Origin of the sequence: Teretinema zuelzerae, from assembly GCF_021021555.1 — a bacterium.
GTDB classification, from domain to species: Bacteria; Spirochaetota; Spirochaetia; order Treponematales; family Treponemataceae; genus Teretinema; species Teretinema zuelzerae.
In genome coordinates, this window is sequence record NZ_JAINWA010000003.1 from 1,701,487 (window position 1) to 1,726,682 (window position 25,196).

Annotated in this window: 27 protein-coding genes; 2 read left to right on the top strand and 25 right to left on the bottom strand. The window is 33.7% G+C overall.

Annotated elements, in window-relative coordinates:
- Positions 1–790: 790 nt before the first annotated feature.
- The 10 genes from K7J14_RS14585 to K7J14_RS14630 form a co-directional block, all read right to left on the bottom strand.
- A complete protein-coding gene (locus K7J14_RS14585) occupies positions 791–1,231 on the bottom strand; it encodes a hypothetical protein (RefSeq protein WP_230758040.1) in 441 nt (146 codons plus the stop codon).
- A 237-nt stretch (positions 1,232–1,468) separates the two neighbouring features.
- Positions 1,469–1,867, bottom strand: coding sequence for a type II toxin-antitoxin system VapC family toxin (locus K7J14_RS14590; protein ID WP_230758042.1), 399 nt, complete (start codon positions 1,865–1,867; stop codon positions 1,469–1,471).
- The gene (locus K7J14_RS14595; RefSeq protein ID WP_230758045.1) at positions 1,864–2,106 is read right to left on the bottom strand and encodes a type II toxin-antitoxin system Phd/YefM family antitoxin; all 243 of its coding nucleotides are present in this window, start codon (positions 2,104–2,106) and stop codon (positions 1,864–1,866) included. The genes K7J14_RS14590 and K7J14_RS14595 overlap by 4 nt, the downstream gene beginning before the upstream one ends.
- 260 nt (positions 2,107–2,366) lie before the next feature.
- Positions 2,367–3,128: a hypothetical protein gene (locus K7J14_RS14600; protein WP_230758046.1), complete on the bottom strand. Its 762-nt coding sequence runs from the start codon at positions 3,126–3,128 to the stop codon at positions 2,367–2,369.
- A 148-nt stretch (positions 3,129–3,276) separates the two neighbouring features.
- Positions 3,277–3,837, bottom strand: coding sequence for an AAA family ATPase (locus K7J14_RS14605; RefSeq protein ID WP_230758047.1), 561 nt, complete (start codon positions 3,835–3,837; stop codon positions 3,277–3,279).
- A 69-nt stretch (positions 3,838–3,906) separates the two neighbouring features.
- On the bottom strand, positions 3,907–5,508 hold the full coding sequence (tnpC, locus tag K7J14_RS14610) for an IS66 family transposase (RefSeq protein WP_230758059.1): 1,602 nt from the start codon (positions 5,506–5,508) through the stop codon (positions 3,907–3,909).
- A 43-nt stretch (positions 5,509–5,551) separates the two neighbouring features.
- Positions 5,552–5,896, bottom strand: a complete 345-nt coding sequence (tnpB, locus tag K7J14_RS14615; RefSeq protein ID WP_230758062.1) for an IS66 family insertion sequence element accessory protein TnpB — start codon at positions 5,894–5,896, stop codon at positions 5,552–5,554.
- Between the two features lie 406 nt (positions 5,897–6,302).
- Positions 6,303–7,316, bottom strand: coding sequence for a hypothetical protein (locus K7J14_RS14620; RefSeq protein ID WP_230758064.1), 1,014 nt, complete (start codon positions 7,314–7,316; stop codon positions 6,303–6,305).
- A 667-nt stretch (positions 7,317–7,983) separates the two neighbouring features.
- Entirely contained in the window at positions 7,984–8,466 is a 483-nt protein-coding gene (locus K7J14_RS14625) for a hypothetical protein (protein ID WP_230758065.1), read from the bottom strand.
- A 327-nt stretch (positions 8,467–8,793) separates the two neighbouring features.
- Entirely contained in the window at positions 8,794–9,618 is an 825-nt protein-coding gene (locus K7J14_RS14630) for an MBL fold metallo-hydrolase (RefSeq protein ID WP_230758071.1), read from the bottom strand.
- 311 nt (positions 9,619–9,929) lie between these two features.
- Here K7J14_RS14630 and K7J14_RS14635 point away from each other — a divergent pair, with 311 nt between their 5' ends.
- A complete protein-coding gene (locus K7J14_RS14635) occupies positions 9,930–10,172 on the top strand; it encodes a DUF6364 family protein (protein WP_230758075.1) in 243 nt (80 codons plus the stop codon).
- A complete protein-coding gene (locus K7J14_RS14640) occupies positions 10,153–10,560 on the top strand; it encodes a PIN domain-containing protein (RefSeq protein ID WP_230758080.1) in 408 nt (135 codons plus the stop codon). The genes K7J14_RS14635 and K7J14_RS14640 overlap by 20 nt, the downstream gene beginning before the upstream one ends.
- Positions 10,561–10,740: 180 nt before the next feature.
- On the opposite strand, the gene K7J14_RS14645 is transcribed toward K7J14_RS14640, so the two are convergent.
- The 15 genes from K7J14_RS14645 to K7J14_RS14715 all read right to left on the bottom strand — a co-directional run bounded on the left by K7J14_RS14645 (position 10,741) and on the right by K7J14_RS14715 (position 24,910).
- Positions 10,741–11,340, bottom strand: a complete 600-nt coding sequence (locus K7J14_RS14645; RefSeq protein ID WP_230758083.1) for a hypothetical protein — start codon at positions 11,338–11,340, stop codon at positions 10,741–10,743.
- A 1,118-nt stretch (positions 11,341–12,458) separates the two neighbouring features.
- On the bottom strand, positions 12,459–14,060 hold the full coding sequence (gene tnpC, locus K7J14_RS14650) for an IS66 family transposase (protein WP_230758059.1): 1,602 nt from the start codon (positions 14,058–14,060) through the stop codon (positions 12,459–12,461).
- A gap of 43 nt (positions 14,061–14,103) precedes the next feature.
- The gene (tnpB, locus tag K7J14_RS14655; protein ID WP_230758086.1) at positions 14,104–14,397 is read right to left on the bottom strand and encodes an IS66 family insertion sequence element accessory protein TnpB; all 294 of its coding nucleotides are present in this window, start codon (positions 14,395–14,397) and stop codon (positions 14,104–14,106) included.
- Complete coding sequence (locus K7J14_RS14660) at positions 14,381–15,196, bottom strand: hypothetical protein (RefSeq protein WP_230758089.1); 816 nt, start codon at positions 15,194–15,196, stop codon at positions 14,381–14,383. Before K7J14_RS14660 ends, tnpB (K7J14_RS14655) begins: the two co-directional genes overlap by 17 nt.
- A 314-nt stretch (positions 15,197–15,510) precedes the next feature.
- Positions 15,511–16,581 carry an IS91 family transposase gene (locus K7J14_RS14665; protein WP_456243441.1) on the bottom strand — a complete coding sequence of 357 codons (1,071 nt, stop codon included), beginning with the start codon at positions 16,579–16,581 and terminating at the stop codon, positions 15,511–15,513.
- 178 nt (positions 16,582–16,759) lie between these two features.
- Positions 16,760–17,527: a class I SAM-dependent DNA methyltransferase gene (locus K7J14_RS14670; RefSeq protein ID WP_230758095.1), complete on the bottom strand. Its 768-nt coding sequence runs from the start codon at positions 17,525–17,527 to the stop codon at positions 16,760–16,762.
- Between the two features lie 174 nt (positions 17,528–17,701).
- Positions 17,702–18,190, bottom strand: coding sequence for a GNAT family N-acetyltransferase (locus K7J14_RS14675; RefSeq protein ID WP_230758097.1), 489 nt, complete (start codon positions 18,188–18,190; stop codon positions 17,702–17,704).
- A 394-nt stretch (positions 18,191–18,584) separates the two neighbouring features.
- Positions 18,585–18,872: a hypothetical protein gene (locus K7J14_RS14680; protein ID WP_230758099.1), complete on the bottom strand. Its 288-nt coding sequence runs from the start codon at positions 18,870–18,872 to the stop codon at positions 18,585–18,587.
- Between the two features lie 41 nt (positions 18,873–18,913).
- A complete protein-coding gene (locus K7J14_RS14685) occupies positions 18,914–19,501 on the bottom strand; it encodes a hypothetical protein (protein WP_230758102.1) in 588 nt (195 codons plus the stop codon).
- Positions 19,502–20,153: 652 nt separating this feature from the next.
- Positions 20,154–21,191 carry a DMT family transporter gene (locus K7J14_RS14690; RefSeq protein ID WP_230758105.1) on the bottom strand — a complete coding sequence of 346 codons (1,038 nt, stop codon included), beginning with the start codon at positions 21,189–21,191 and terminating at the stop codon, positions 20,154–20,156.
- Between the two features lie 632 nt (positions 21,192–21,823).
- Positions 21,824–22,093 (bottom strand): hypothetical protein, encoded by a 270-nt coding sequence (locus tag K7J14_RS14695; protein ID WP_230758107.1) that lies wholly within the window; start codon positions 22,091–22,093, stop codon positions 21,824–21,826.
- Positions 22,094–22,152: 59 nt separating this feature from the next.
- Positions 22,153–22,956 carry a GNAT family N-acetyltransferase gene (locus K7J14_RS14700; RefSeq protein ID WP_230758109.1) on the bottom strand — a complete coding sequence of 268 codons (804 nt, stop codon included), beginning with the start codon at positions 22,954–22,956 and terminating at the stop codon, positions 22,153–22,155.
- A 236-nt stretch (positions 22,957–23,192) separates the two neighbouring features.
- Entirely contained in the window at positions 23,193–23,438 is a 246-nt protein-coding gene (locus K7J14_RS14705) for a hypothetical protein (RefSeq protein ID WP_230758112.1), read from the bottom strand.
- Positions 23,439–23,680: 242 nt separating this feature from the next.
- Positions 23,681–24,373, bottom strand: coding sequence for a hypothetical protein (locus tag K7J14_RS14710; protein ID WP_230758114.1), 693 nt, complete (start codon positions 24,371–24,373; stop codon positions 23,681–23,683).
- 132 nt (positions 24,374–24,505) lie between these two features.
- Entirely contained in the window at positions 24,506–24,910 is a 405-nt protein-coding gene (locus K7J14_RS14715; RefSeq protein WP_230758117.1) for a hypothetical protein, read from the bottom strand.
- Positions 24,911–25,196: the final 286 nt, after the last annotated feature.

Here is a 25,196-nt window from a genome sequence, read left to right on the forward strand (position 1 = left end):
AGTGTGACATAGCGTTGTCGCGGTTGAAACCGTTGTTATGTTTCTTTTTATTATAACTTATTCTCTTTTAACATTCAAATATTTTTTTGCTTTTTATTATTTCATATTGAAAATTCAAAAAATCACAATTAAAGCTTCCTTGCCGAAGGCGAAATCTTTATACTTTTCTTTTCTGTTTTTTGATACAAGAAAATCAAAATTTAAAAAATGGAATTTTCTTTCTTCGCCGAAGGAAGATTAATGAAAGCTCAAATAGTTTATTTCAATAGTGCGGCGACGACTTCGCCGTTTTTCATTCAGTTTTTTACAATCAGCCTTTTGTAATTCTTAATTACAAACTAATTTTAATTTTTTCATTGCGTAGCAACATATAAGTAAAAAATACAATAAAGGCCGATTAACTTAAAAAATACAATTTAAATTTCTCAAAAAACAAGACTTAAGTTTCCTCGCCAAAGGCGAAATAGTACATTACAGTTTTTATCATACAATATAGAGCAATCTTGGAAAACTTTTTCTTTTTCAAATTTTATTTACGCCAGTTTTTTTAAACCGCTTGAAAATCCCACTAACAAGCCCAAATTTACAAAGTTTGGATTAATCTTTTAATTTCTTATCGCGCGCAGCGTCAACATAACATTTGCTTAACCTGCATTGCGTACATTGGCGCAAAACTTGCTGAGCGTAGCGAAAAGCAAGTTTTGTGACAATAGCAATGTCAGGTTGAAGCAGTTGTTAGGCAATTTTTATTCACTATTATTCAATAGTGTTTAATATAAAATATTCTTGTTCAATTAATACTATAAAAAATATTATTATGATCATTCTCATTTGTGATAATAATTTTTTTTGATAATATATTATTAATATTCTTCATAAAATTAATAATTATCTGATATTGTTCATTTGCAACAAAATCCCTTGGGTCGATATCAATCTCAATTCTTGATAAATCAAAAAACATATGAATATTAAAAATAATATTTTCTTCTTGAATTGACAAAGTGTGGGTATGATCTTTATCTTCAAACAGCAGCTCTATATTTTTTGGCAACGATTGTTTAGCATTATCTTTTATATATTCAATTTTATAATCAGATCTTAATAAATAATCATATAACAATTTCCAATCATTTAGTTCAGTTTTTTCTATCAAAATATCTCTTAATGACCCATCATACTCTAGGAATTTATTAAATTTTACCTCTAAATCATTATTAGTATTATCCATCTTAATAATCCTCATGTGTAATAACTATGTTAATTCATATAATACTTATTTTGTTTTGATATACAGAAATATAATTTTTAATAAACCTATCTTTTTTTATCTTCGCCCGCCGAAGGCGTGTGCCTAACATTTGCTTAACCTGCGTTTTGTTTGGCGCGGTTTTTGCCGAGCGTAGCGAAGTGCAAAAATCCGTGACAAGCAAATAAGTCAGGTTGAAGCAGTTGTTAGCTGAATTTTTTACCAACTAAGCTTTAATCCGTACGGTACAAATTTATAAAACTCTTGATCTTTACTTATTATAGTCATATTTCTCGATATGCTTTGCCAAATAAGCATTCTGTCGAAAGGATCATTATGTGTGTTTTCTTTTAATTTATGATATGTGATTGCTTCTTCGGGTGTTAAACTAATTACTTGAAAATCCATTCTTTCTGCAATTGTTAACAATTCTTCTGGTTCTATTTTATCAAGATTTATTTTTTTTAATCTAGTTTTTATTGATATTTCCCAGAAGCTTACGGCACTTACAAAAACTTCATTCTTAGGATTTTTAATTATTTCTAATGCTTTTTTAGATAGGTTTTCTGTATTTGAAACAGTCCAAAGAAAAGTATGGGTATCTAATAAATAATTCATGATAAACCCAATAATTCTTCTTCAGTCATTTTAAAATCATCCGTAAACTGAATATTAACTTTACCTTCAAGCAATCCTATTTTTCGTTCTTTTTTATCAACAGAGTCTTTATACGGTACAATCATAGCAATGGGTTTCTTCTTTTTTCCATAAAGAATACCAAAGGATTCTCCGGATTTAACCTTTTCCAGAACCTCTGAGAACTGTGCTTTTAACTCACCAACAGGAAGTGTTTTCATACCAAAAATATCATACAAGATGCGGTATTTGTCAAGTTGTCAAGTATGACACTAAGTGTTCTTTTATGGTAAATCTCTATATTATAATGTTTTATGTTTTTCATTATCTTTTTTGCTCCGCGAAGCGGAGTCCAGCTAACATTTGCTTAACTTGTAATTCCGGCCCGTAGGGATTGGCATGAAAATTGCCGAGCGTAGCGACTGCAATTTTCATGACAAAAGGAATTATCAAGTTGAAGCAGTTGTTAGTTTATTTTTTCTTAGACTTTGTCTTTGAATTCCTCATATTTCATTCCTAACTTATCTTCAATTTTTGGTAATATTGAATTCCACATATTGAAAAAGACTTTTTTTCTTCTTTCAATTTCTTCTACTGTTATTGAATGTACTATTTGAATATTACTAATATCTTCAGAATAATTTGGTGGAAGTGTTTCAAGCTGTTTTGAGCAGAATATTCTCCATTTATAATCTGGTACTAATTCATTATTTAATGCAAACAAAGCATTAAAGAAATGTGTTAACCCCTCACTAAATTGATAATGAGCATTTTCAATATCTCCTCTGCGAATCCATAAGTCGGTTAACCTATTTATATACCATTCAGAAAGTGTGATTCCTGACATTAACAACCATTTTTTTTCACTTTCACTTATTGATGTATTATTTTCTATTAAACTTGTAATCAGGTTGCTTTTCTCCCAATACACTTGAGAGGTAGAATAAGCCCACCTTTTCCCCATTTCCCATTTAATTGCGAGTTCATTTTTATAATCAACATCAAAAATATGTAACTGATATCCATGATAATCAAATGTATCGGAAGTAATCTTTTGTCTATATTTTTTTCTAAAAATCGTTATATCAATATCAGAATCATTATCATAATAACCACGAACAATTGCACCGAGGAAAGCAATTCCTATTACATCTTTCTTGTTAATTTCATCAACATATTTTACTGCTAATTGGTAAGCTTCATTAAGCTTTTCATTATTGTTTGTTTTAAGCTTAAATTTCATTTTTTTCCTCGCGCGCCGAAGGCGTCAAACTAACATTTGCTTAACCTGCGTTTTGTTTGGCGCGGTTTTTGCCGAGCGTAGCGAAGTGCAAAAATCCGTGACAAGCAAATAAGTCAGGTTGAAGCAGTTGTTAGGTTTTTCTTCTTTATCAACTATCTTCATTAATAAAAGTTTCTATTTCTTCAATTGTTGGACAATACTCTTTTTCAGTAGAAACTAGTAATGTAGGTACATCAAATTCAGGAAGATCATATTTTTCACCTGGCTCAAAATAACCAGTTTCTCTATAAACAGAAACTCCTTTATCACCATGATAATATTCACGTTTTGGATTTGCCAAACCTCTTTCCAAATGGCGTAATGCACTTTTGGTTGCATCAATATCGCATATTATAATAATTACATTTGCAACTTTCATAAAATCGGATACAAAATATTCCCAAATTTTATGATCAAAAGCAGCTTCAATAATCAAAGATATTTTTGATTCAAGCAACTGAATTACTGTATCCTTAAAAATATCATTTACTATTCTATTAGTATCTTTTGGTAAAAGATCATGTTTAATACCAAAAGTATTCACATATCCTTCTTTGAGCTCATCACGACTAACTTTAGGAATATACAAGTGTTTTGATAGTTTATCAGTTAACGTAGTTTTTCCAGAACCTGGTCGTCCTGTAATTACTATACATTTCGGTTTAATCATTATAACAAGATCCTTTTATCATATTTTTTTAACCGTAATTCACTAGCTATAACAACGTAACCGTCAATTTCAGAGCAACTTGACTAGTTCTTCGGAAGTAATCTTGTAGGGAAGCAGCTTCTCGATTTCTGCTTCAGTCCTGCACAGCGGCAATCGGTCAAAGATAAAACAAAAATAGAAATACGGATCATGACCGTTTGCTTTTGCCGTTTCAACCAGGCTGTAGATTCCAGCGCTCGCGTGCGCTCCACGGGGACTGCCCGAGAACAGCCAGTTCTTTCTGCCGATCACAAACGGACGTATGGCATTTTCAACCGCGTTCGTATCAGGCGTCAACAAGGGATGATCTATGTAGCGCGATGCCAGCGGAAACTCTGCCAAGGCGTACGATATCGCCATTCCGAGTTTGCTTTGCGGTGCAACGGTCAGTGCATTGCGGGACAACCACATGCGTAAGTCCGACAAATACGGTTCGGCCTTTCGTTTCCGCCGTGAAAGGAACGTTGACTCATCGATTGCTTTCTCGTCAAGCTGCTTCCGCAACTCTCGCTCGACTTCATAGAGATTCGCGATGAGCTTGATTGCCTCAGGGGCGTTACCGGTTTTCCCGGCAACCTCCCATGCTTCAACAAATTTCCGCCTGATATGCGCAAAGCATCCGACATGGACGAGGTCTGGTCGATACGACGGGTGCTTTTCATCATGAAACCGGGCATAGCCCTTGTACCCGTCGGTTTGCAGGAAATAACCCTTGAAACCCGAGAGCAAGGATTCCGCGAAGGTTCCTGCACGGGAGTGATGATATGAAAACCGGTGAATCGGTTTTCCGTCATGGAACCCGCGCTGCACCCACATATACGATTTCGATGTATTGTTCTTTCCGCTCTCGTCGAGAACCTGTACCGTTGTCTCATCCATGAGAAGAACTGGAGAGTTCATCAGATCGCGGTTCATGAGATCGATGAGAGGCCCGATTGCCCGCCCCACGGCGATTGCCTGATTCGAGAGCGTCGCGCGTGAGATTCCCAAACCATAGCGCTCAAGCACTTTCGACATTCGGTAGAATGGAATGGAATCGGCATACTTGGCCGTCATGAAGAACGCCGTCGTGCGGTTCGAGAAATCGCTTCCAGGAATGACCTTCACCGGAGGAGGAGCGATCAGGATCGGAGCAGTCTCTGATTCCTCAAACCTCTCGCACGCACATGGTCCGTACTTATGGCGAACATGAACGATCTTTACGAAATGCGCCGGAACAAGGTCATACTCGCTTGATCGTTCTTCGCCGATGACCGGCCGGTCTTTACCGCAGCACGGACAGGCGCGATCCGTACCTGCAAGCTCATGAATCTTTTCAACAACCGGCAACGGGATGTCTTTCGGTTTGCGTCCGCTTTTCTTTCTCTGGTGTTCGGCGACCTTGATCTCCTGGACAGGCGGCGCTTTCTCGTCAGCATGTGCTTCAGCTTCGTCGAACAAGAGGTACTGGGGATCCTTTTCGAAATGCTTCTTTTCAGAAGACTTTCCGAACAATTTCTGACGGATCAGGAAGTAGTTTTCTTTCCAGATTTGTATCTCATGATCTTTGTTCTGTATTGTAAGTTGAAGGCCATTAACGATTTCTTTAAGAGCCTCAATTTCTTTTTCAAGTTCCGTCATCGTTTTCGGCATGATAGAATTCTATCATGCCGGAATTTTGATGGCAAGAGAAATATTACCCGGCGATGGAACACTGCACTTCTTTGTGAGCTTTCCAGATATCGATACCGCGTAGCAACAATCGAATCTGGTTTCTTGTGATTTCTGTCAGATCCGATTCTCCCTGCGGCCAGGGAAAGCTGTCCTTTTCAAGACGTTTGAGCCACAGGCAAAAACCAGTCCGATCCCAATACAAGACTTTAATAACCTTCTTCGTCTTGCCGCAGAAAACATAATATGAGCCATCGAATGGTCCTGAAGAACGTTCTGCCTGAACAAGTGCTGATAATCCGTTAATCTGTTTCCTCATATCTGTGTACCCCAACTGGACAAATACCCGTGTGTCTTTCCTCAGAATCATATGATGTTCTCCTTTGGGAAAATTTCATATGAATTCTGAGTATTGTACTTATGGGGTGAATTTGACGGTTACATAACAACGGTATTAAACTCATTTTAATTAGTTTGTTTAGAACAGAAAAGTCTAGTTCTGTGTTGTAGATGAAACGCAATTAATTGCTTAACTAATGGCGTCCAATAAAGAGTTAATTAAAAGATTTACTTTATACATAATTCAACAGACTTAAAGAATTAACAAAAACAAGCACAATGGTTTAAATCAATATTTAGCACATTCGTTGCGCCGCGAAAGCGGCGTCAACCTAACATTTGCTTAACCTGCGAGGCGTCATGGCGCGATTCTTGCCGAGGAGCGCAGCGACGACAAGCAAGAATCGTGACATAGCCGAGTCAGGTTGAAGCAGTTGTTAGATTAACGAGCGAATCTCTGTGTCCATTTGTTCAAAAAGAGATGATTTCAACTTCGTATTAAAATCTTCAATATTTTTTTCTCGTAGATAGTGAACAAGCATACTTAAGTAGATACTACAGAAAATATTTACTGCGGGACTAAAGAGAGAGTATATACTGAACAGAAAACTTGAAGAGTGATTTGTAAATAAGTTGATCTCAAGCAATATTGAGAAGAGCACTGCAATACCAATAATAAAAACACGATCGTGGTTTTTAATGTCTTTTTTTAGCTTTTGATCAATAATGTTAGAATACTTCGTTTTGATTTCTTTCTTTTTATTAATAAATAGTAGGTAATTATCTTCATATTCTTTTAAGTAAGTTATAAGTATGTTTAATTCATCCTTGTCAAGAAAAAGTATATATGAAAAATCTTCTATAGGAATTCTCTTGTTTTCATATCCTTGAGTTTTAGAATATTTAATACACATGAACTTTGATATTAATAAGTTATCAAATGGTCCATCTTGTTGCTTTATAATAATAGCTGCAGAATCAGATGCACATAATTTGTGTATGCTAGAGAGAGTTACATCTTGCTTTATATTGACTCCATAATCATCAATATTAATGCATTTATCTAAACTAATAAGATTACCTAAAAATTGGAATAGCTTGCTTTTTTGTTGAACTAAGTCAGAGTAATCATCATTAACATTATAAAAAGAAAATAAAAAACCTGTAAGATTTCGATCTTTTGCATAAGACCTAAACTCGGTATAGGTTTTGCTAAGTTTTGCTAAGTTTTTCTGATATAGTTTGTTTTGCTCTATTTCTTCTTGTTCCTCTTCTTGCATTCTTTGTATTTTTTCTTGTTCTCGTAAATACTGTAACTGCTTCCTTCTGAGTTCAGCATCTTCTCTGTCTTTCTCCTTTTGTCGTTTCATAACAGCTATTTCATCTTTACATCTTTGGCATGTGCCATAGGTGTATTTGCTTTCAGTACCGCATCTTGAACATATTGGCATTGTTTTCTATCTCCTTATTAATACAATAATTGCGCCGCGAGAGCGGCGTCAATCTAACATTTGCTTAACCTGCGTTTTGCTTGGCGCGGTTTTTGCCGAGCGCAGCGAAGTGCAAAAATCCGTGACAAGCAAATAAGTCAGGTTGAAGCAGTTGTTAGTTTTTTCTTAATCAATACTAGTTATGTGTAGAAATGTCTTAAACAAGTTAACTGGTTTAATTTCTTTTATACATTTCCATTTTGTGTAGATGCATTTTTATCAGAACAACTGGTCTAATTATATTTAACAATATTAATTCTTTCTCTTAATCATGTTTATTATGTGTAGAAGAGGTCTCATCAGATTAACTGGTTCAAGTCCCTTTTAAATCATTTCTAATTATGTGTCGAACTGTTACAGCATTTTAATGTTCTTCTGTCCTCGGGCGCCGAAGGCGTCAAACTAACATTTGCTTAACCGGTAATTTCGCGCCCGTAGGGCTTGGCACATTTTTTGCAGAGGAGCGAAGCGACGACAGCACAAAATGTGACAAAGAAATTATCCGGTTGAAGCAGTTGTTCGATGCTCTTATACTAAATAACACTATTTATTTACGGATTAAAATCTATTTAATTTATTTTGATAAACTCATATACACATCCATCCAGTTACTATTCTGTTCTATAATTTAAATATTCTTTACAATAAATATTGATCCAATTAATAAAGAAACTAACTCCATGCTTCCAACAATATAATTAATAAAATTAAAATTTTGAAATGCTATGCCCTGTAAAAGACCTAAAACTATAAAAGGAATTAACCATAACACTTTTCTTCTAATAATTATATCAACTAATAATCCGATATATATAACAATTGATGCAAAATAATTATGTAAAGACAAATATTCAGGAAAATACGAACTAAATGTTGCTAAGGTAATAAACCCAATACCAGTTAAAAACTTATTATAAAGGAGCCAACAACCAATAATTAATAAAAAGAAAGTATAAAAATATACTCTACTAATATCCATACCCATAATTGAAGAATATGTTACTTGATTATGTAATAAAGCATCAATACAGCCTATAATAATAAATGAAAATAATATTAAAGCTGTAATCAATTTTCTTATTGTGACTTTGTTAACTCTTTTTATCAACATAATGCTTTCCTTGATTCTTTTGCTAATTTAGTAATTCACCTTTATTAATTTTATGATAAATTATATAAACCTACTACTAAAAGCCATAGATTTATCTTTATAAATATTTTTATTTACCTCAAAAAAATAATTTTAAAATTATTTCATTTATTAGTAAAATTACCAATAGTTTTTATATAGATAAATAATTCTTTCCGCGCGCGCAGCGTCCATCGAACATTTGCTTAACCTGCGAGGCGTACATTGGCGCAAAACTTGCCGAGCGAAGCGACTAGCAAGTTTTGTGACAATAGCCGAGTCAGGTTGAAGCAGTTGTTCGGCGCTTTTTCATATTTCTATTCTCATTCCTGTACTCAATTTATGAACTTTATTGCCAAGTTCCTCCGTAAATAAACCAAATGCAAAACTACCCGTACAATGCCCAGTATATAAATTTGTATCGTATTTTTTTATCGCTTCAATTTCTTCTCTAATTATTTCTTCTTTCTCATTTTTTTTATTAACCGGATTACACATATGAAATCCACCAATAAATGCTTTTATTTTTCGATTTGGAAAGTTATGTTTAACATCCTCTAATATTTTGCTAACACCATGATGTGAACATGCACATAACACAAAAAGCTCTTGATCCTCTTCTATAACAATTGCGGATTCATGTTGAAAATCATCATTTCTATATTTTCCATTCTTTTTGATATAAAGATCTTTGTTTAAATTTGATTTGTTTTTATATTTTGATAGTTTTACTAAATGTATGTAATCAAGTATTTTTTCTGAATTATTATGAACTACTATTCGATTTCTATATTTACTATTTAATTTAATCCCAACAGGAAAATATAGAAATGACATTATTTTGGTGTATAACTTTTCAGATAAGTCTGTGTTCACATGTATTAAAGCCTTTTTGTTTATTAAACAAAAATTATTGATATCACCACCATGATCGATATGATTATGAGATAATACAGCTATATCTACATTATGTAACTGTACTCCTAAATATTTGGCATTTTGCTGTAAACTATTTAATGGACCAAAATCATATAATAACGAAGTATTGTTTGTAGTAATTAAAAGTGATAATCCATGGCGACCTTTAACTTTATTATTATCACTTGTATTTTCAACAATTACTTGTATTTCCATTTTTTCCTCCGCGCGAAGCGTCCGCCGAACATTTGCTTAACCTGCGTTTTGTTTGGCGCGGTTTTTGCCGAGCGCAGCGAAGTGCAAAAATCCGTGACAAGCAAATAAGTCAGGTTGAAGCAGTTGTTAGACAATTTTTTTTAGAAATAGCTAATTCATTATAATACAAAGAAATAGTATTATTGCTATTTCATAGTTCTTTATCATATATAGATTTATTTGAATTTCTTATTACCATTAAAAACACTTTCGAATCATTTATTGACTTATAATACGTATTGTTTTACATTTTATACGTAAGGAGGTTGATTATGTCTAAAAAATTAACATTGAACATTGATGATGAATTGATTACTTTTGCTCATTCCTATTCTCAACAAAATGGTTTGTCTATTTCTAAGCTGTTCGAGCAGTATCTTAATCGTTTACGATCAACTGATCAAAACCAAGAACTAAATTCTAAAACGACTACTTTATATGGTCTTTTCCAAGACTCACCTATTCCAGATAAAAAACTATTAAGGACAGAATTTCATGAAAAAGATTCTCATTGATTTAAATATCATTCTTGATTTTTTGAATAAAAGAAATTTCCATGTAGAAGCAGCTCAAGTTATTAATATGTGTGTAGAAAAGAAAATATCTGGCTACATCTGTGCTCATGAAGTAACAACGTTATCATATTTTCTACTAAAGGATCAAAAAGATAAAACAAAAGTAATAAATACAATTACAGCATTACTAGATATATTCAATATAATTCCAATTGATGAAACTATTTTGCGGGATTCATTAATATCACCAATTTCTGATTACGAAGATGCAGTTATTGAAGTGAGTTCAATGAAATCAAATATTGACTACATTATTTCACGTAATATTTCTGACTTTAAATCTTCTCGTATTCCAACGTATACACCAGAACAATTTTTAATTCTTTAATTCTTTCCTCGCCCGCCGAAGGCGTGTGTCTAACATTTGCTTAACCTGTAATTCCGGCCCGAAGGGATTGGCGTGAAAATTGCCGAGCGTAGCGACTGCAATTTTCATGACAAAAGGAATTATCAGGTTGAAGCAGTTGTTAGAGGCCTCTTATATTATTATTTTCTATATATTTTTATCTTATTCCGCAAAAGCCCAATCACTTATTACTATTGTGTCAAGTGAATTTTCTTCATCAAAATAAAACCTATATCCTACACCCATTTCAGCTAATCCAGCTTTTTTCATATAATAAAAACAATTACTATCGTTATTTAAGTAGAAACCATTTGGATAAATTCTCTCAATATCATCTCTATTTAGTCCAACATTTGCATTTAATTCTACACTATATTTATTAGAACTAATAATTATTGTTCTAAATTTAAACTCTACAACATCAAATAAAACGTCAAGACCATTAAAATTATACTCGTATATTATTACATTGCCTTTCTCATCTCCACTAAACGGGTTGCTTTTATAATCTGAACCTAAGATTTTTATTATTTTTCCTACTGTATCAGTAAAAAAATTAATTTTCTCATTATCAATATAAATATTCAAGAAATCGTCATCGAATATATTTTGTAGAATTATTTCTTGATTATTATCCTCAATTTTTTTACCTTTTATTTTATTAATCCAATCCTGTTTACTATTGTTTGCTACTGTATTTTCTGCAAAACAAAACAAGGTTAGCATACTAAAAAGTAACACAATATAATATTTTATTTTCATCCTTTCCTCATGCGCCGAAGGCGTCCCTCTAACATTTGCTTAACCTGCGTTTTGTTTGGCGCGGTTTTTGCCGAGCGTAGCGAAGTGCAAAAATCCGTGACAAGCAAATAAGTCAGGTTGAAGCAGTTGTTAGTTTATTTTTTTGTCCGTATTACTGATGTAATAATAATCAGTATCCCTGCTGCGAAAGAAAAATAACTTACTGGTTCTCCGATATTTGAAAAACCTATTAATAGTTGTAAAACACCTAACAGGATCGTACTAATTGATTGTGATTTATTCATTTGACCCATTTTCAATTCTTTACCGAAAAAATAAATAAACATTATTATCGTGATTACAACTAAAACAAAAAGAACAGAATTCATTTTTTCCTTCTTATTTAAAATTCAAATTTTATTAAAATTCTTTAGTTACTGACAAGTTTCCAAATAATTCGTTATCCAAAAATTACATTATTTTTTCTTCAACAAAATATTCCTATCTTCATAATAATCATTATGTGTAGAAGGGTTTTAAGCACGTAAACTGTTTTAATCATTGTTCTTTATTTTTTTAATTACTAAAAGCAATAAGGATTCTTTATTACAAGAGCTAGTCCGATCAATTGTTGACAGTTTATTTTACTCAATATTATTGTCTTTATTTTTTTGTAGCTTCATTCTTACTAAGACAAAAACAATCCTATTAATCAATTCCATTAATGTGTCGAACTGTTATAAGCATTAATTAAATTCATGTAATTTCAAAAAAACAGAAGCCTCGTTACAGCATTTTACAATACATTTTTCCTCGCGCGCCGAAGGCGTCAAACTAACATTTGCTTAACCTGCAATTCCGGCCCGAAGGGATTGGCGTGGTTTGTGCCGAGCGAAGCGACCAGCACAAACCATGACAACAGGAATTGACAGGTTGAAGCAGTTGTTAGAGATTTCTTTTTATAACAACAGTATCTAGATTTCTATCGTTCATATTTTCATAATATGCTACTGAATAATAGCTTTTATTAATGCTATTTTCTATTTGCTTTATTGATGGTGTATATATAAATAATCCATTTATTTGAAGTGATCTTAATATCTCTGCATATTTGTCTTTATACTTTGTAACCGTCAATTTCAGAGCAACTTGACTAGTTCTTCGGAAGTAATCTTGTAGGGAAGCAGCTTCTCGATTTCTGCTTCAGTCCTGCACAGCGGCAATCGGTCAAAGATAAAACAAAAATAGAAATACGGATCATGACCGTTTGCTTTTGCCGTTTCAACCAGGCTGTAGATTCCAGCGCTCGCGTGCGCTCCACGGGGACTGCCCGAGAACAGCCAGTTCTTTCTGCCGATCACAAACGGACGTATGGCATTTTCAACCGCGTTCGTATCAGGCGTCAACAAGGGATGATCTATGTAGCGCGATGCCAGCGGAAACTCTGCCAAGGCGTACGATATCGCCATTCCGAGTTTGCTTTGCGGTGCAACGGTCAGTGCATTGCGGGACAACCACATGCGTAAGTCCGACAAATACGGTTCGGCCTTTCGTTTCCGCCGTGAAAGGAACGTTGACTCATCGATTGCTTTCTCGTCAAGCTGCTTCCGCAACTCTCGCTCGACTTCATAGAGATTCGCGATGAGCTTGATTGCCTCAGGGGCGTTACCGGTTTTCCCGGCAACCTCCCATGCTTCAACAAATTTCCGCCTGATATGCGCAAAGCATCCGACATGGACGAGGTCTGGTCGATACGACGGGTGCTTTTCATCATGAAACCGGGCATAGCCCTTGTACCCGTCGGTTTGCAGGAAATAACCCTTGAAACCCGAGAGCAAGGATTCCGCGAAGGTTCCTGCACGGGAGTGATGATATGAAAACCGGTGAATCGGTTTTCCGTCATGGAACCCGCGCTGCACCCACATATACGATTTCGATGTATTGTTCTTTCCGCTCTCGTCGAGAACCTGTACCGTTGTCTCATCCATGAGAAGAACTGGAGAGTTCATCAGATCGCGGTTCATGAGATCGATGAGAGGCCCGATTGCCCGCCCCACGGCGATTGCCTGATTCGAGAGCGTCGCGCGTGAGATTCCCAAACCATAGCGCTCAAGCACTTTCGACATTCGGTAGAATGGAATGGAATCGGCATACTTGGCCGTCATGAAGAACGCCGTCGTGCGGTTCGAGAAATCGCTTCCAGGAATGACCTTCACCGGAGGAGGAGCGATCAGGATCGGAGCAGTCTCTGATTCCTCAAACCTCTCGCACGCACATGGTCCGTACTTATGGCGAACATGAACGATCTTTACGAAATGCGCCGGAACAAGGTCATACTCGCTTGATCGTTCTTCGCCGATGACCGGCCGGTCTTTACCGCAGCACGGACAGGCGCGATCCGTACCTGCAAGCTCATGAATCTTTTCAACAACCGGCAACGGGATGTCTTTCGGTTTGCGTCCGCTTTTCTTTCTCTGGTGTTCGGCGACCTTGATCTCCTGGACAGGCGGCGCTTTCTCGTCAGCATGTGCTTCAGCTTCGTCGAACAAGAGGTACTGGGGATCCTTTTCGAAATGCTTCTTTTCAGAAGACTTTCCGAACAATTTCTGACGGATCAGGAAGTAGTTTTCTTTCCAGATTTGTATCTCATGATCTTTGTTCTGTATTGTAAGTTGAAGGCCATTAACGATTTCTTTAAGAGCCTCAATTTCTTTTTCAAGTTCCGTCATCGTTTTCGGCATGATAGAATTCTATCATGCCGGAATTTTGATGGCAAGAGAAATATTACCCGGCGATGGAACACTGCACTTCTTTGTGAGCTTTCCAGATATCGATACCGCGTAGCAACAATCGAATCTGGTTTCTTGTGATTTCTGTCAGATCCGATTCTCCCTGCGGCCAGGGAAAGCTGTCCTTTTCAAGACGTTTGAGCCACAGGCAAAAACCAGTCCGATCCCAATACAAGACTTTAATAACCTTCTTCGTCTTGCCGCAGAAAACATAATATGAGCCATCGAATGGTCCTGAAGAACGTTCTGCCTGAACAAGTGCTGATAATCCGTTAATCTGTTTCCTCATATCTGTGTACCCCAACTGGACAAATACCCGTGTGTCTTTCCTCAGAATCATATGATGTTCTCCTTTGGGAAAATTTCATATGAATTCTGAGTATTGTACTTATGGGGTGAATTTGACGGTTACTATACTTTTCTAGATTTATATCTTCATTTATTAAACTACGGCGAAAATGATTAGAAAAAGACATGTGAGCTATAACTGTGCCCCATTTATTTGGTTCAAATTTATAATCAAACCAATTGGTGCATGCAATATAATTATTATCAGAAATATATTGATCAATACCAAATATATCTTTATAACCAGCATGTTCTAAATACTTTAATAATTCATATTCTTTTCCACAACCAATATCCATAACTGGTTCCAGCAATCTGAATTGGTTTAGCCTTAATAAAGTATATTGAAAAGAACCGGAATATTCGGAACAAGGAATATACAGTTGGTTATCGCATTTGTGATACTCATTTTCAGATAATGCATTTAATAACTGTTCTCTATGGTTAATCACTATTGATTCAATTAATTCATTATCGTAGTTGTCTGTACTTATTTGTTTTAACTTTTTAACAAGGTTTATATAAATATCATTAATTCGGTTTATTGTTTCATTTGAGAGAGATATGTATTGATTGTTTTGAATACACTCAGAAACAAAATAATTATATATTGAACCAGAAAAACTTTGTATTTTCTCATTTGTATTAATTTGCTGATATAAATATAAATTATTTTTAATCAGTTTAATAATATTAAGCTTTGTATGTTCGTCTTGTAAATACTCAATAACGCCGTTCAAATTTATTCCTTTTCCTCGCCGCGCCGAAGGCGTCGCTCTAACATTTGCTTAACCTGCATTGCGAAGCAATGTCAGGTTGAAGCAGTTGTTAGTCGCTTCTCTCTTATTGCATTTCAAATGATTTGATTTGGAAGATTTTACAGGTTTCTTTCTATTATTTGCTGCTTTTAATACTTATACTCATCATCTTTTGTACTAGTTTCTTTTTTTATTATATCTCTTTCACATTTATTTCTTTCATTTCTCTTTTTTGGACATATCTTTACCAGGTCTTTTACTATCTTGGAGTCGCTATACTCTTACACCCATTCTCTTTACGTTTCAGGAAGCTTTATCTTACACAATATTTCATGTGCAGGAACTTCTTCATACGTTTCCAAGGTCATAATGATTTCCATTGCCGCATGACATATAGGACAATGATCTACACATTCCGCTTCTTCCATCTCTATTTCCATCGGAAATATTTTCTGCAGTTTTTCTAACTTATCGCTGTATTGGTTTGAGTATAATCCATAATTCCGTACTGTTACAGTATGAGGGACAGGTATGTGATTCATGTATCGAGATACAAACAGTTCCTTATCCAACTCAATTCGCGTCTCTTTCCCTGCATGACGTTCAATATAACTAAATGTTCCTTTCTCTTCGTTTTCCACCAATTCTTGATTAAGGTTTATCACTACACCCTTAGCGGCGTGTGCTAAATATCCTATTATCTTTTGTACATTTCCCTGATAATATGTTGCGTATACATTCCATTCGCGATCATTAATATCCTTCTGTTCAGGAATATCTTGTATATGTTTTCTCTGTAATTCTTTAACAAGATATTCTTTTATCACATCAGTAATTCGCGTATATGATATCGTTCCTAACGGCATCCAGTCACCGTTACCAGTCAGTCCACCATCAGATAACACGCAATGTATATGCGGTTTATAAGACATCCCCTTTCCATGTGTTTGAAATACCGCTATACATCCAGGGGTTATTCCATAATATTTCGATATGTTATTTATTGCACGCTTTACACATTCGAAAAAAGCGTTCATGAAATCTTTCTTATTTCTGAGCCACACGCCAGTGAAAACCTGTGGAATTGATATGACTAAATGAAAGTGATTAACATTTAATACAGATGTTAATACCTTATCCTCCCATCTTTTCTGGTTCGCTTTATAACAGATAGGACAACCACGTTGGTTACAGGAATTATATACAGTTGCGATTGTTCCACATTTTGTGCATTGCACAACTCGGCCGCCATACCGGGTTGTTTTACACTCCCTCATATTCTGAAGAGAGCGTTTTTGTTTCGCATCAAGCTTAAAGGATCTTTTAAGCGCAACAGAGCATATCTGCTCGAGTATACGGTTCTTCATGCATAGCTTGTATGCACAAATTCCTTTTCCTGCCTAACATATTCTTTCTTTTCCTCGGCGCCGTAGGCGTCCGACTAACATTTAGTTAACCTGCATTTCCGGCCCGCAGGGCTTGGCGGAATTTTTGCTGAGCGTAGCGATTGGCAAAAATTGTGACAACAGGAAATGTCAGGTTGAACTAGTTGTTAGATAATTTTTCCTTTATACAACAGTAAATCAAACCAATTTCATTTCCAGATAATTCAATGCGGTCATTTAACGATGAATAACATTCTATATTCTTAAAACCAGAATTTTCCAAAAAAAACATACCTTCAGGATATGTCCAATTTCGAAATATGTGGTTTTCTTGAATAAAATTAATTACTTTAGATCCTTTTAATATTTTTATTTTTTGAGTTTCGATTAAATAACTTTTTAATAAATCCACTTTATAATCTAATTTTACTTTATATTTGAATCCATTATCTTTGAAGATATGTTTACGATTTTTAATATATTTTATTATTCCTAAAATATTTTCCTGATGAAGAATAAATACTCCTCCTGGATTTAATGAATTATAAATTGTATTTAATGTGTTCTTAATATTTTCATTTGATAAAATATGCCCAAATGCTCCATATGAAAATATACAATCATATTTTTCTGCATTTAAATCGTTAGTGAATTTTAGCTTATATTCATCATTGCTTACTTTTTTTTGAGCTAATTTTAACATTTTTTCTGATACATCATATCCAGTTACAGAATACATATTTTTTGAGAAAAATAATGAATCTATTCCAGTCCCACATCCAAAATCCAGTATTTTATCTATTTTGATTAAAGATTTTTTACTTAAAATAAATTGTATAAAATCAAAAATCTTCTTGGGATTTTTTTGATATACTTTTTCCATTATCAAATCATAATATTCAGCTCCAGATTCATAACTTGTATTCACTGATTATTATCCTTTTAATACTTTTTCCTCGCCCGCCGAAGGCGTGTATCTAACATTTGCTTGACCTGCTTTGCCGTGCCCGAAAGGGCTTGGCGTAAAACTTGCAGAGCGTAGCGACAGCAAGTTTTATGACAAAGGCAATGTCAGGTCGAAGCAGTTGTTAGGCGAATGTTTTTATTTCAGTTGAATATAATGTGGAATTATATCAAGATATTTATTCCCTTTTAGGTGGAAACCTTCTGGAATGATTCCAAGTTGTATAAATCCAATTTTTTTATATAGATTTAGCGCAGCCTGATTTGTTGCAACTACAGCATTAAATTGTAAGATGCGAAACTTATTATCTTTTGCTGCCTGTAACGAATGAATAACGAGTTTTTCACCAATTCGTTCACCACGGTGTCCGTTTTTTACTGCGTATGATGCATTTGCTATATGACCACATTTGCCAATATTGTTTGGATGTAATATATACAGTCCAACAAGCTCATTATCATTAAAAGCCACAGCAGTTAATGTTTGATTCTTAAAAAAAGATAAACCGGTCTCAACTGATAGACAGTCTTCTTGGGGAAAAGCATTGCCCTCTTCTACAATACTATTCCAGATATTAATCATTTCAGGAATGTCTTTCTCGGAAAATGGGCGAATACTGAATGTCATGAATTGTCCTCCAAAATACGTTGAAAAGGTTGATTTATACTATTTGCAACTGTGATCTATACAATATATTATTGGCTCTATATTTGCCATAAAAAAAGTGGAAAAGAGGGTTTTGTATTTTTCGTAGTAAAGTATTTACCAATAAAATCTATGTGCTTTTCTGGTAAAAAAATGCTACAAAATATTATGCGTAAATAAAGCGTTTAAAATATATATCATCGAAAGTGCTTAAAATAATCTGTTATCAATGAATTGATTTATTTGAAATTAATTAATTTAATCCGCGCCCGCAGGGTCCGCCTAACATTTGCTTAACCTGTATTTTCGTGCCCGCAGGGCTTGGCGTAAAACTTGCCGAGCGAAGCGACAAGCAAGTTTTATGACAAAGAAAATATCAGGTTGAAGCAGTTGTTAGGTTTTTTTCTTTTCTCGCTTGCAAGCATTTGTCCCACATATGAGATCTGATGTCTGATTCTGCCATTTCCATTAAGTGCGCATAAGCATAAATTCCATTATCAAACAAATAGTATTCGTTGGTTTCAAAACTTACGCTATAAACATAACCATTTGCTCGTTTTCCATCTTTAAATGCTTTTACAATAAAACCATTTTCATCACGAAACACATTAATTTCATAGCTCATTCCATCAACTTCCACATTTTTTGTTTCAATCTTTTCCATAATTTATCTCCTATAATATTTTTATAACTTACTTAAGTAAATTATTGCTGTAACACACGTAGTATCTTAAATGAATAAGAAAACATTGTAGAAAAATCTACAAGTGAGAAAACTATTATAAATACAATAAATAAAGTGTATAACAAATTTATGATTTTACTTTTTGATTTATTATTAAGCCTGTCAACTAGCTTCATAGTAAAACGACACCAAATAACAGAATAAACAAACATCATTATTCCAATGTGTTCTTTTTTTATTGTAGAAACTGCATACAAAATAATGATTATATTTGATATATAAACGATTAGGTTAAAAAACAAATAGACAATTTGTTCCTTTTCATCAGTAATTAGTGCAAGTGTGAAAATAGTTTCTTTATCCATTGTTAGCCAAATAACAACCGATAATAAAATAAAACAATAACCTAAAATAATCATGATTATTGTTTGTTGTGACATACTTTGTATGAATGTCCCTACTGAAATCAGTATGCCAAATGCTGTTAATCGATTAATATTCTTGTCTATCCAGTTTTGAATAAAAAAAGTACCAGATGGGTTTTTATCATCGCGGTTTTGTGAATTTGCTATCTTTTCAATAATAGACTTTGTAAAATTACTAAACATTTTTCCCTCTTTTCTGCGCCCGCAGGGTCAACCTAACATTTGCTTAACCTGCGTTTTGTTTGGCGCGGTTTTTGCCGAGCGTAGCGAAGTGCAAAAATCCGTGACAAGCAAATAAGTCAGGTTGAAGCAGTTGTTAGATCGCCAACTGTTAAACAATTCAGTTTATAACCAACTACATCAATGTTAGAAAACGATTTGCAGTACCATTAAAAACCCGAAGGCTGAATCCTTATGACTTGTTATAATGTGAAGACTGAGGCAACTCTTCTGCATATCGTTTTCTAACATCTGATTCTGGAAGTTTTTTACATAAGTGGTATGAAGTCAACTTCATCAACGAAAGAAAAAGTTTTAATCACGATAACACTTTAAGTAATAAACTAGGTGCAAACTGTATAACCGTTTTTCAGAGTGTTATCATCTGTTGTACTTTTTCTTAAGTCTATTTTCAGTGACAGTTTACTTCAGTTATACACAATCTTCTTCCAAATCTATTCTTTTATCTTCTATTAATAAGTGTAGATTGGTCGAACTAACATTTGCTTAACCTGCGAGGCGTCATGGCGCGATTCTTGCCGAGGAGCGTAGCGACGACTAGCAAGAATCGTGACATAGCCGAGTCAGGTTGAAGCAGTTGTTAGATTTTTCTTCTTTAATGTTCATGTCTATGATGCATATCAGGATAATGACTATGTTCATGTGTTATTTCATCATGCTCATGTATATGCGAATGTTTTGTATGAGTATCAAAGTTTTCACCATGTGAATGATTATGATGATCATCGTCGTGAGTATGCATGTGTATATGAACCATTCTACTATGAAAGTGACTATGTTTATGTGATATTTTATTACTAAAAATGATTCCAATAAATAACAGTATAAATGCAATAATAGTTATGAAGCTAAATTTCTCTCTAAGAAATAAATACGCAGCAATTATTCCCCAAAATGTTGATGAGCTAAATAATATTTGACTTCTAGTTGCTCCTAAATTCTGTGCAGAAGTTACATATAGAAAAATACTAATACCATATGAGAACACGCCGATTAATAAACCAATACCAATATATTGTATTTCAATTTTATTGCCGGATAAGAACATTCCAATCATTAAATTTACTGTTCCACCAAATAGACCCTTTATGAAAGTAGTTGCTTGAGGTGTAGTTCCATCGATAATTGCTGTTAAATGATTATCAACACCCCAGCAAATACATGCCAATATAATAAATAAAGCAGAAATGATTCCGCTGGAATTTTCTTGCGAGCATATAACAATACTTGATAAAAGCGTAAAAATTATTCCAAGTAATGTATATCGACCAAGGCTTTCTTTAAATATTATAACTCCTAACAGAGCAGTCGCAACTAACTCCATATTGAGCCAAATTGAAACTGACATTGAGTTTGCTGATTTCAAACCAACCATTAGAAATAACGGACCTAACAAACCACCAAATAGGACGATTCCTATAAGATGTTTTTTTGTGCCTTTTGTATTTAACAATACTAGTTTTTTTGATTTATTAATTATCATGTAAGGCAAAAAAGCGATACTTGCGCCAAGGTATAATAAACCTGCAAGTTGGAAACTATTAAGATGTGAAAGAGTTAATTTACTTAACGGTGTTGCAATTCCAAAAAGCAAGCCGGCTGCTAAACCCATTATTATTGCGATAATTTGCATTCGTTCGTTTTTCCTCGGCCCGAAGGGTCAATCTAACATTTGCTTAACCTGCGTTTTGTTTGGCGCGGTTTTTGCCGAGCGCAGCGAAGTGCAAAAATCCGTGACAAGCAAATAAGTCAGGTTGAAGCAGTTGTTAGATCGCCAACTGTTAAACAATTTAGTTTATAACCAACTACATCAATGTTAGAAAACGATTTGCAGTACCATTAAAAACCCGAAGGCTGAATCCTTATGACTTGTTATAATGTGAAGACTGAGGCAACTCTTCTGCATATCGTTTTCTAACATCTGTTCCTGCAAGTTTTTGCACAAGTGGTATGAAGTCAACTTCATCAACGAAAGAAAAAGTTTTAATCACGATAACACTTTCAGTAATAAACTAGGTGCAAACTGTATAACCGTCTTCCAGAGTGTTATCATCTGTTGAACTTTTTCTTAAGTCTATTTTCAGTGACAGTTTACTTCAGTTATACACAATCTTCTTCCAAATCTATTTCTTTTTCTTCTATTAATAAGTGTAGATTGGTCGAACTAACATTGGTTTAACCTGCGTTTTGTTTGGCGCGGTTTTTGCCGAGCGCAGCGAAGTGCAAAAATCCGTGACAAGCAAATAAGTCAGGTTGAAACCGTTGTTAGTCGCTTTCTCTTGATATAAACACACCACCAAATAAACTTGTCATTGCATAGAAAGTGATATATTGATCATTATTTATTGATAACCGCACATAATATTTTGTCCCAGATCCTGGACCAACTGGACCAAACAATGACCAACAAACACTTAATCCTGTGATATTTTGATAGTTCTTTTTTACATATTTAACAATTCGTTGTCGCAAGTAATAAATATATATTACATACACAGGAATAACGACAGCTATACTCATTAAAAATGATTTCATTGTAACTTCCTTTTATTATGATTATCAATTAAACTCATCAATCAAAAAAGTTAAAATACTCAATTATTACCGGTTATTAAATATTCTGCTTTAATTAATTTTGATACATGTTGATTGCTTATTGTATCAACTGGATTAAATCCGTTTCGTGTATACATCTCGGTAATAGGTTTTCTGTTTCCATCATAATCTAATCGTATGTATTTTTTATTCATTTCTCGTCCATATTCTTTTACCCACTTAAGTATTCTATCAGAGTAATTCTTACCACAATACTTATTACTGATAACAAATTTGTAAAAAAAATATGTTGAATTATCAGTTACTTCTGGCCAATACAACCGATCATACTCAACTAAAATGAAACCACCAATAATTTCATTATTAATTATTCCTACATAAAAAACGGGATTCTCATATTTTTTATTCAATGCCTCAAGAGTAAATTGAGATTCATCCCATAATGGTTTATTCATTGATCGCAACCATTTTACTTTCTCAATATAGATAGAAAGTAATGTATTTATTTCAGTAGAATCAGCTGTTTTTATCGTTAACATAAATTCCTTTAATTTCTTTCCTCGGCGCCGTAGGCGTCCGACTAACATTTGCTTAACCTGCGTTTTGTTTGGCGCGGTTTTTGCCGAGCGTAGCGAAGTGCAAAAATCCGTGACAAGCAAATAAGTCAGGTTGAAGCAGTTGTTAGAAACTTTTTTTTCGTTATATGCAATAGAAAGGCCAGAACGCTTCCCAATTTCATATAATAGAAGATTTTTCTTTGTATAATTTTCATTAGTATATTTTTCATATAGAACATCTTCGATACTTTTATTTAATATCTTTTTCCTAAAAAGAAAAACCAATCCATCTTTTTATCATCAGTTTCTTTAAGATCTTTTTTAATCTTTTTTTTAAGCATTTTCTTTTAAGCATTTCTGAATTTACAGTGATTATTTTTAGTGGTTCCATCTACATAATTGTGTCTTTAAAAAATACAATATTTGTCTATTTATTATAGCTCACTATTTTTTTTAAATAATAAAAATCTTGTTTAAAAGTTTTTATACAAAACTCTACTTGCTTGAATTTAATAGTAATATCATAAAAATTCACGCTTAAAGAACTTTTCTTGTTTTTCCCAATTATAACATCCAAAAAAATATCCACCAATCATCCAAACTAAATAATGAATAAATACCAAGAAGATACTATTTACTTTATTCAATAAAACAAAAGGCACAATACTAGACGTACCACAAATAGAACCCCAAAACAAAGATCCGTAAAGCATTGCATATTTCTGTTTTCCTAACAGTCTTAACTTAACCCATTTCTCATTAATCATCGTGTGACTCCCTAAAAGAATTTATCAGTGCTTTTTAAAAGGATATTCATTCTTACGTAGTTGAGAAGAACTATATTTCTTTTCTCCGCGGCGGCGCAGCCGTCTTTCTAACATTTGCTTAACCTGTAATTCCGGCCCGAAGGGATTGGCGTGAAAATTGCACTAAAGGAGCGTAGCGACGACTGCAATTTTCATGACAAAAGGAATTATCAGGTTGAAGCAGTTGTTAGATAATTTTTTTCTTACCAAACTTCAATTAATTGTTTCAAATAATCTTTATCAAAAGATACGGAAGAGAATATCTGCTCATATTTACTATCAGCAGTCAAATCTCCAGGCGGATTACCAAGAGTATCAAAAAGCAATCTATATCTTGGTAAATCATTCTCATTTATTTCAAAGTATTTTTTAATATTTTGTGGAACTGATGTGAAATCGTAAGCTTCGCTATTTATTACTGCAGAATTATATTTTTTAATTTTCAATATTTTATAGTAGTTATGATTTGATGTTGTTTCAAAATCCCAAGTATTATTTCCCAATTTAACTGCCTTTATTTTTAAACTAATTAGCAATTTCTTATTTTCAATTTTCCAATCACCAAAAATATATTGGATATCATTTAATCCAGCATGATCTTTGTAAACCCTGAACATTCTATTTGGATAAAAAGTAATTGAAATTCCTAATCCACTATTTTCTATATACTGATTATTATAAGTATCAACAAACCAAGAACCAATATTGTTTATTTCATCACTGGTTAATTTATATTTTTTAATAAAATAGAAACTATTATTAACACTCTTAAAATTAGTATCTACAGATTCAAATATACCTTCGTCTATAAATGATTGATATTGATTTTTTTTATTACAACTAACAAGAAATGCACTTATCATACATACAATTAATACTACAGTTATTTTCTTCATTTTTCCCCGCCCGCCGGAGGCGTGTATCTAACATTTGCTTAACCTGCGAGGCGTAATGGCGCGATTCTTGCCGAGGAGCGTAGCGACGACTAGCAAGAATCGTGACATAGCCGAGTCAGGTTGAAGCAGTTGTTAGATTTCTGTTTCTTTCTTCTTCCCGCTTGTTTTACTTTTTTTATTCTTATATTGATTTAGTTTAATATTATTGTATAAAACTCCAAATAATCCTACTAATACTAAAGCAGGTATCCCTTTTACTTTAACATAAACATTTTTATCTGAATAAAACTCAATAATTTGTTGCAACAAGTTTCTATCATATTTTGAATTCATTATTTTTATTAATAATATTACTGAAGAAATAATACCTATAATCAAAAAAACTATTGAACCATTTAATTGTGCAGTGAATTTATTTCTTTTTATTTTTATATTCTCGTTTTCAATCTGTGTTACCGTTTTATCCTTAAAAGAATAACCACAATCACATTTCAATGAGTTAGGCGGATTAATTAATCCACATTTTGGACATTCCATAGTCTTTCCTTTTCATGTTGTTTAAAAATTACGATAATAATCTTATTCGTTTTTATTTGTAAAACCACCAACTATTGTGTTACATAATAAACAGTATTACTAATCATTAATACGAATGATAGTTGATATAAAACCTCAAGCTAATAACATATTTAGTAAAAAGACCACGGATCAAAAATAATAATCATTTTTATCTCAAATTAACAATATTACAACAATATAGACTTTTTGTATTCGTCATTTTTTTCCTCTGCCCGAAGGGTCAGTCTAACATTTGCTTAACCTG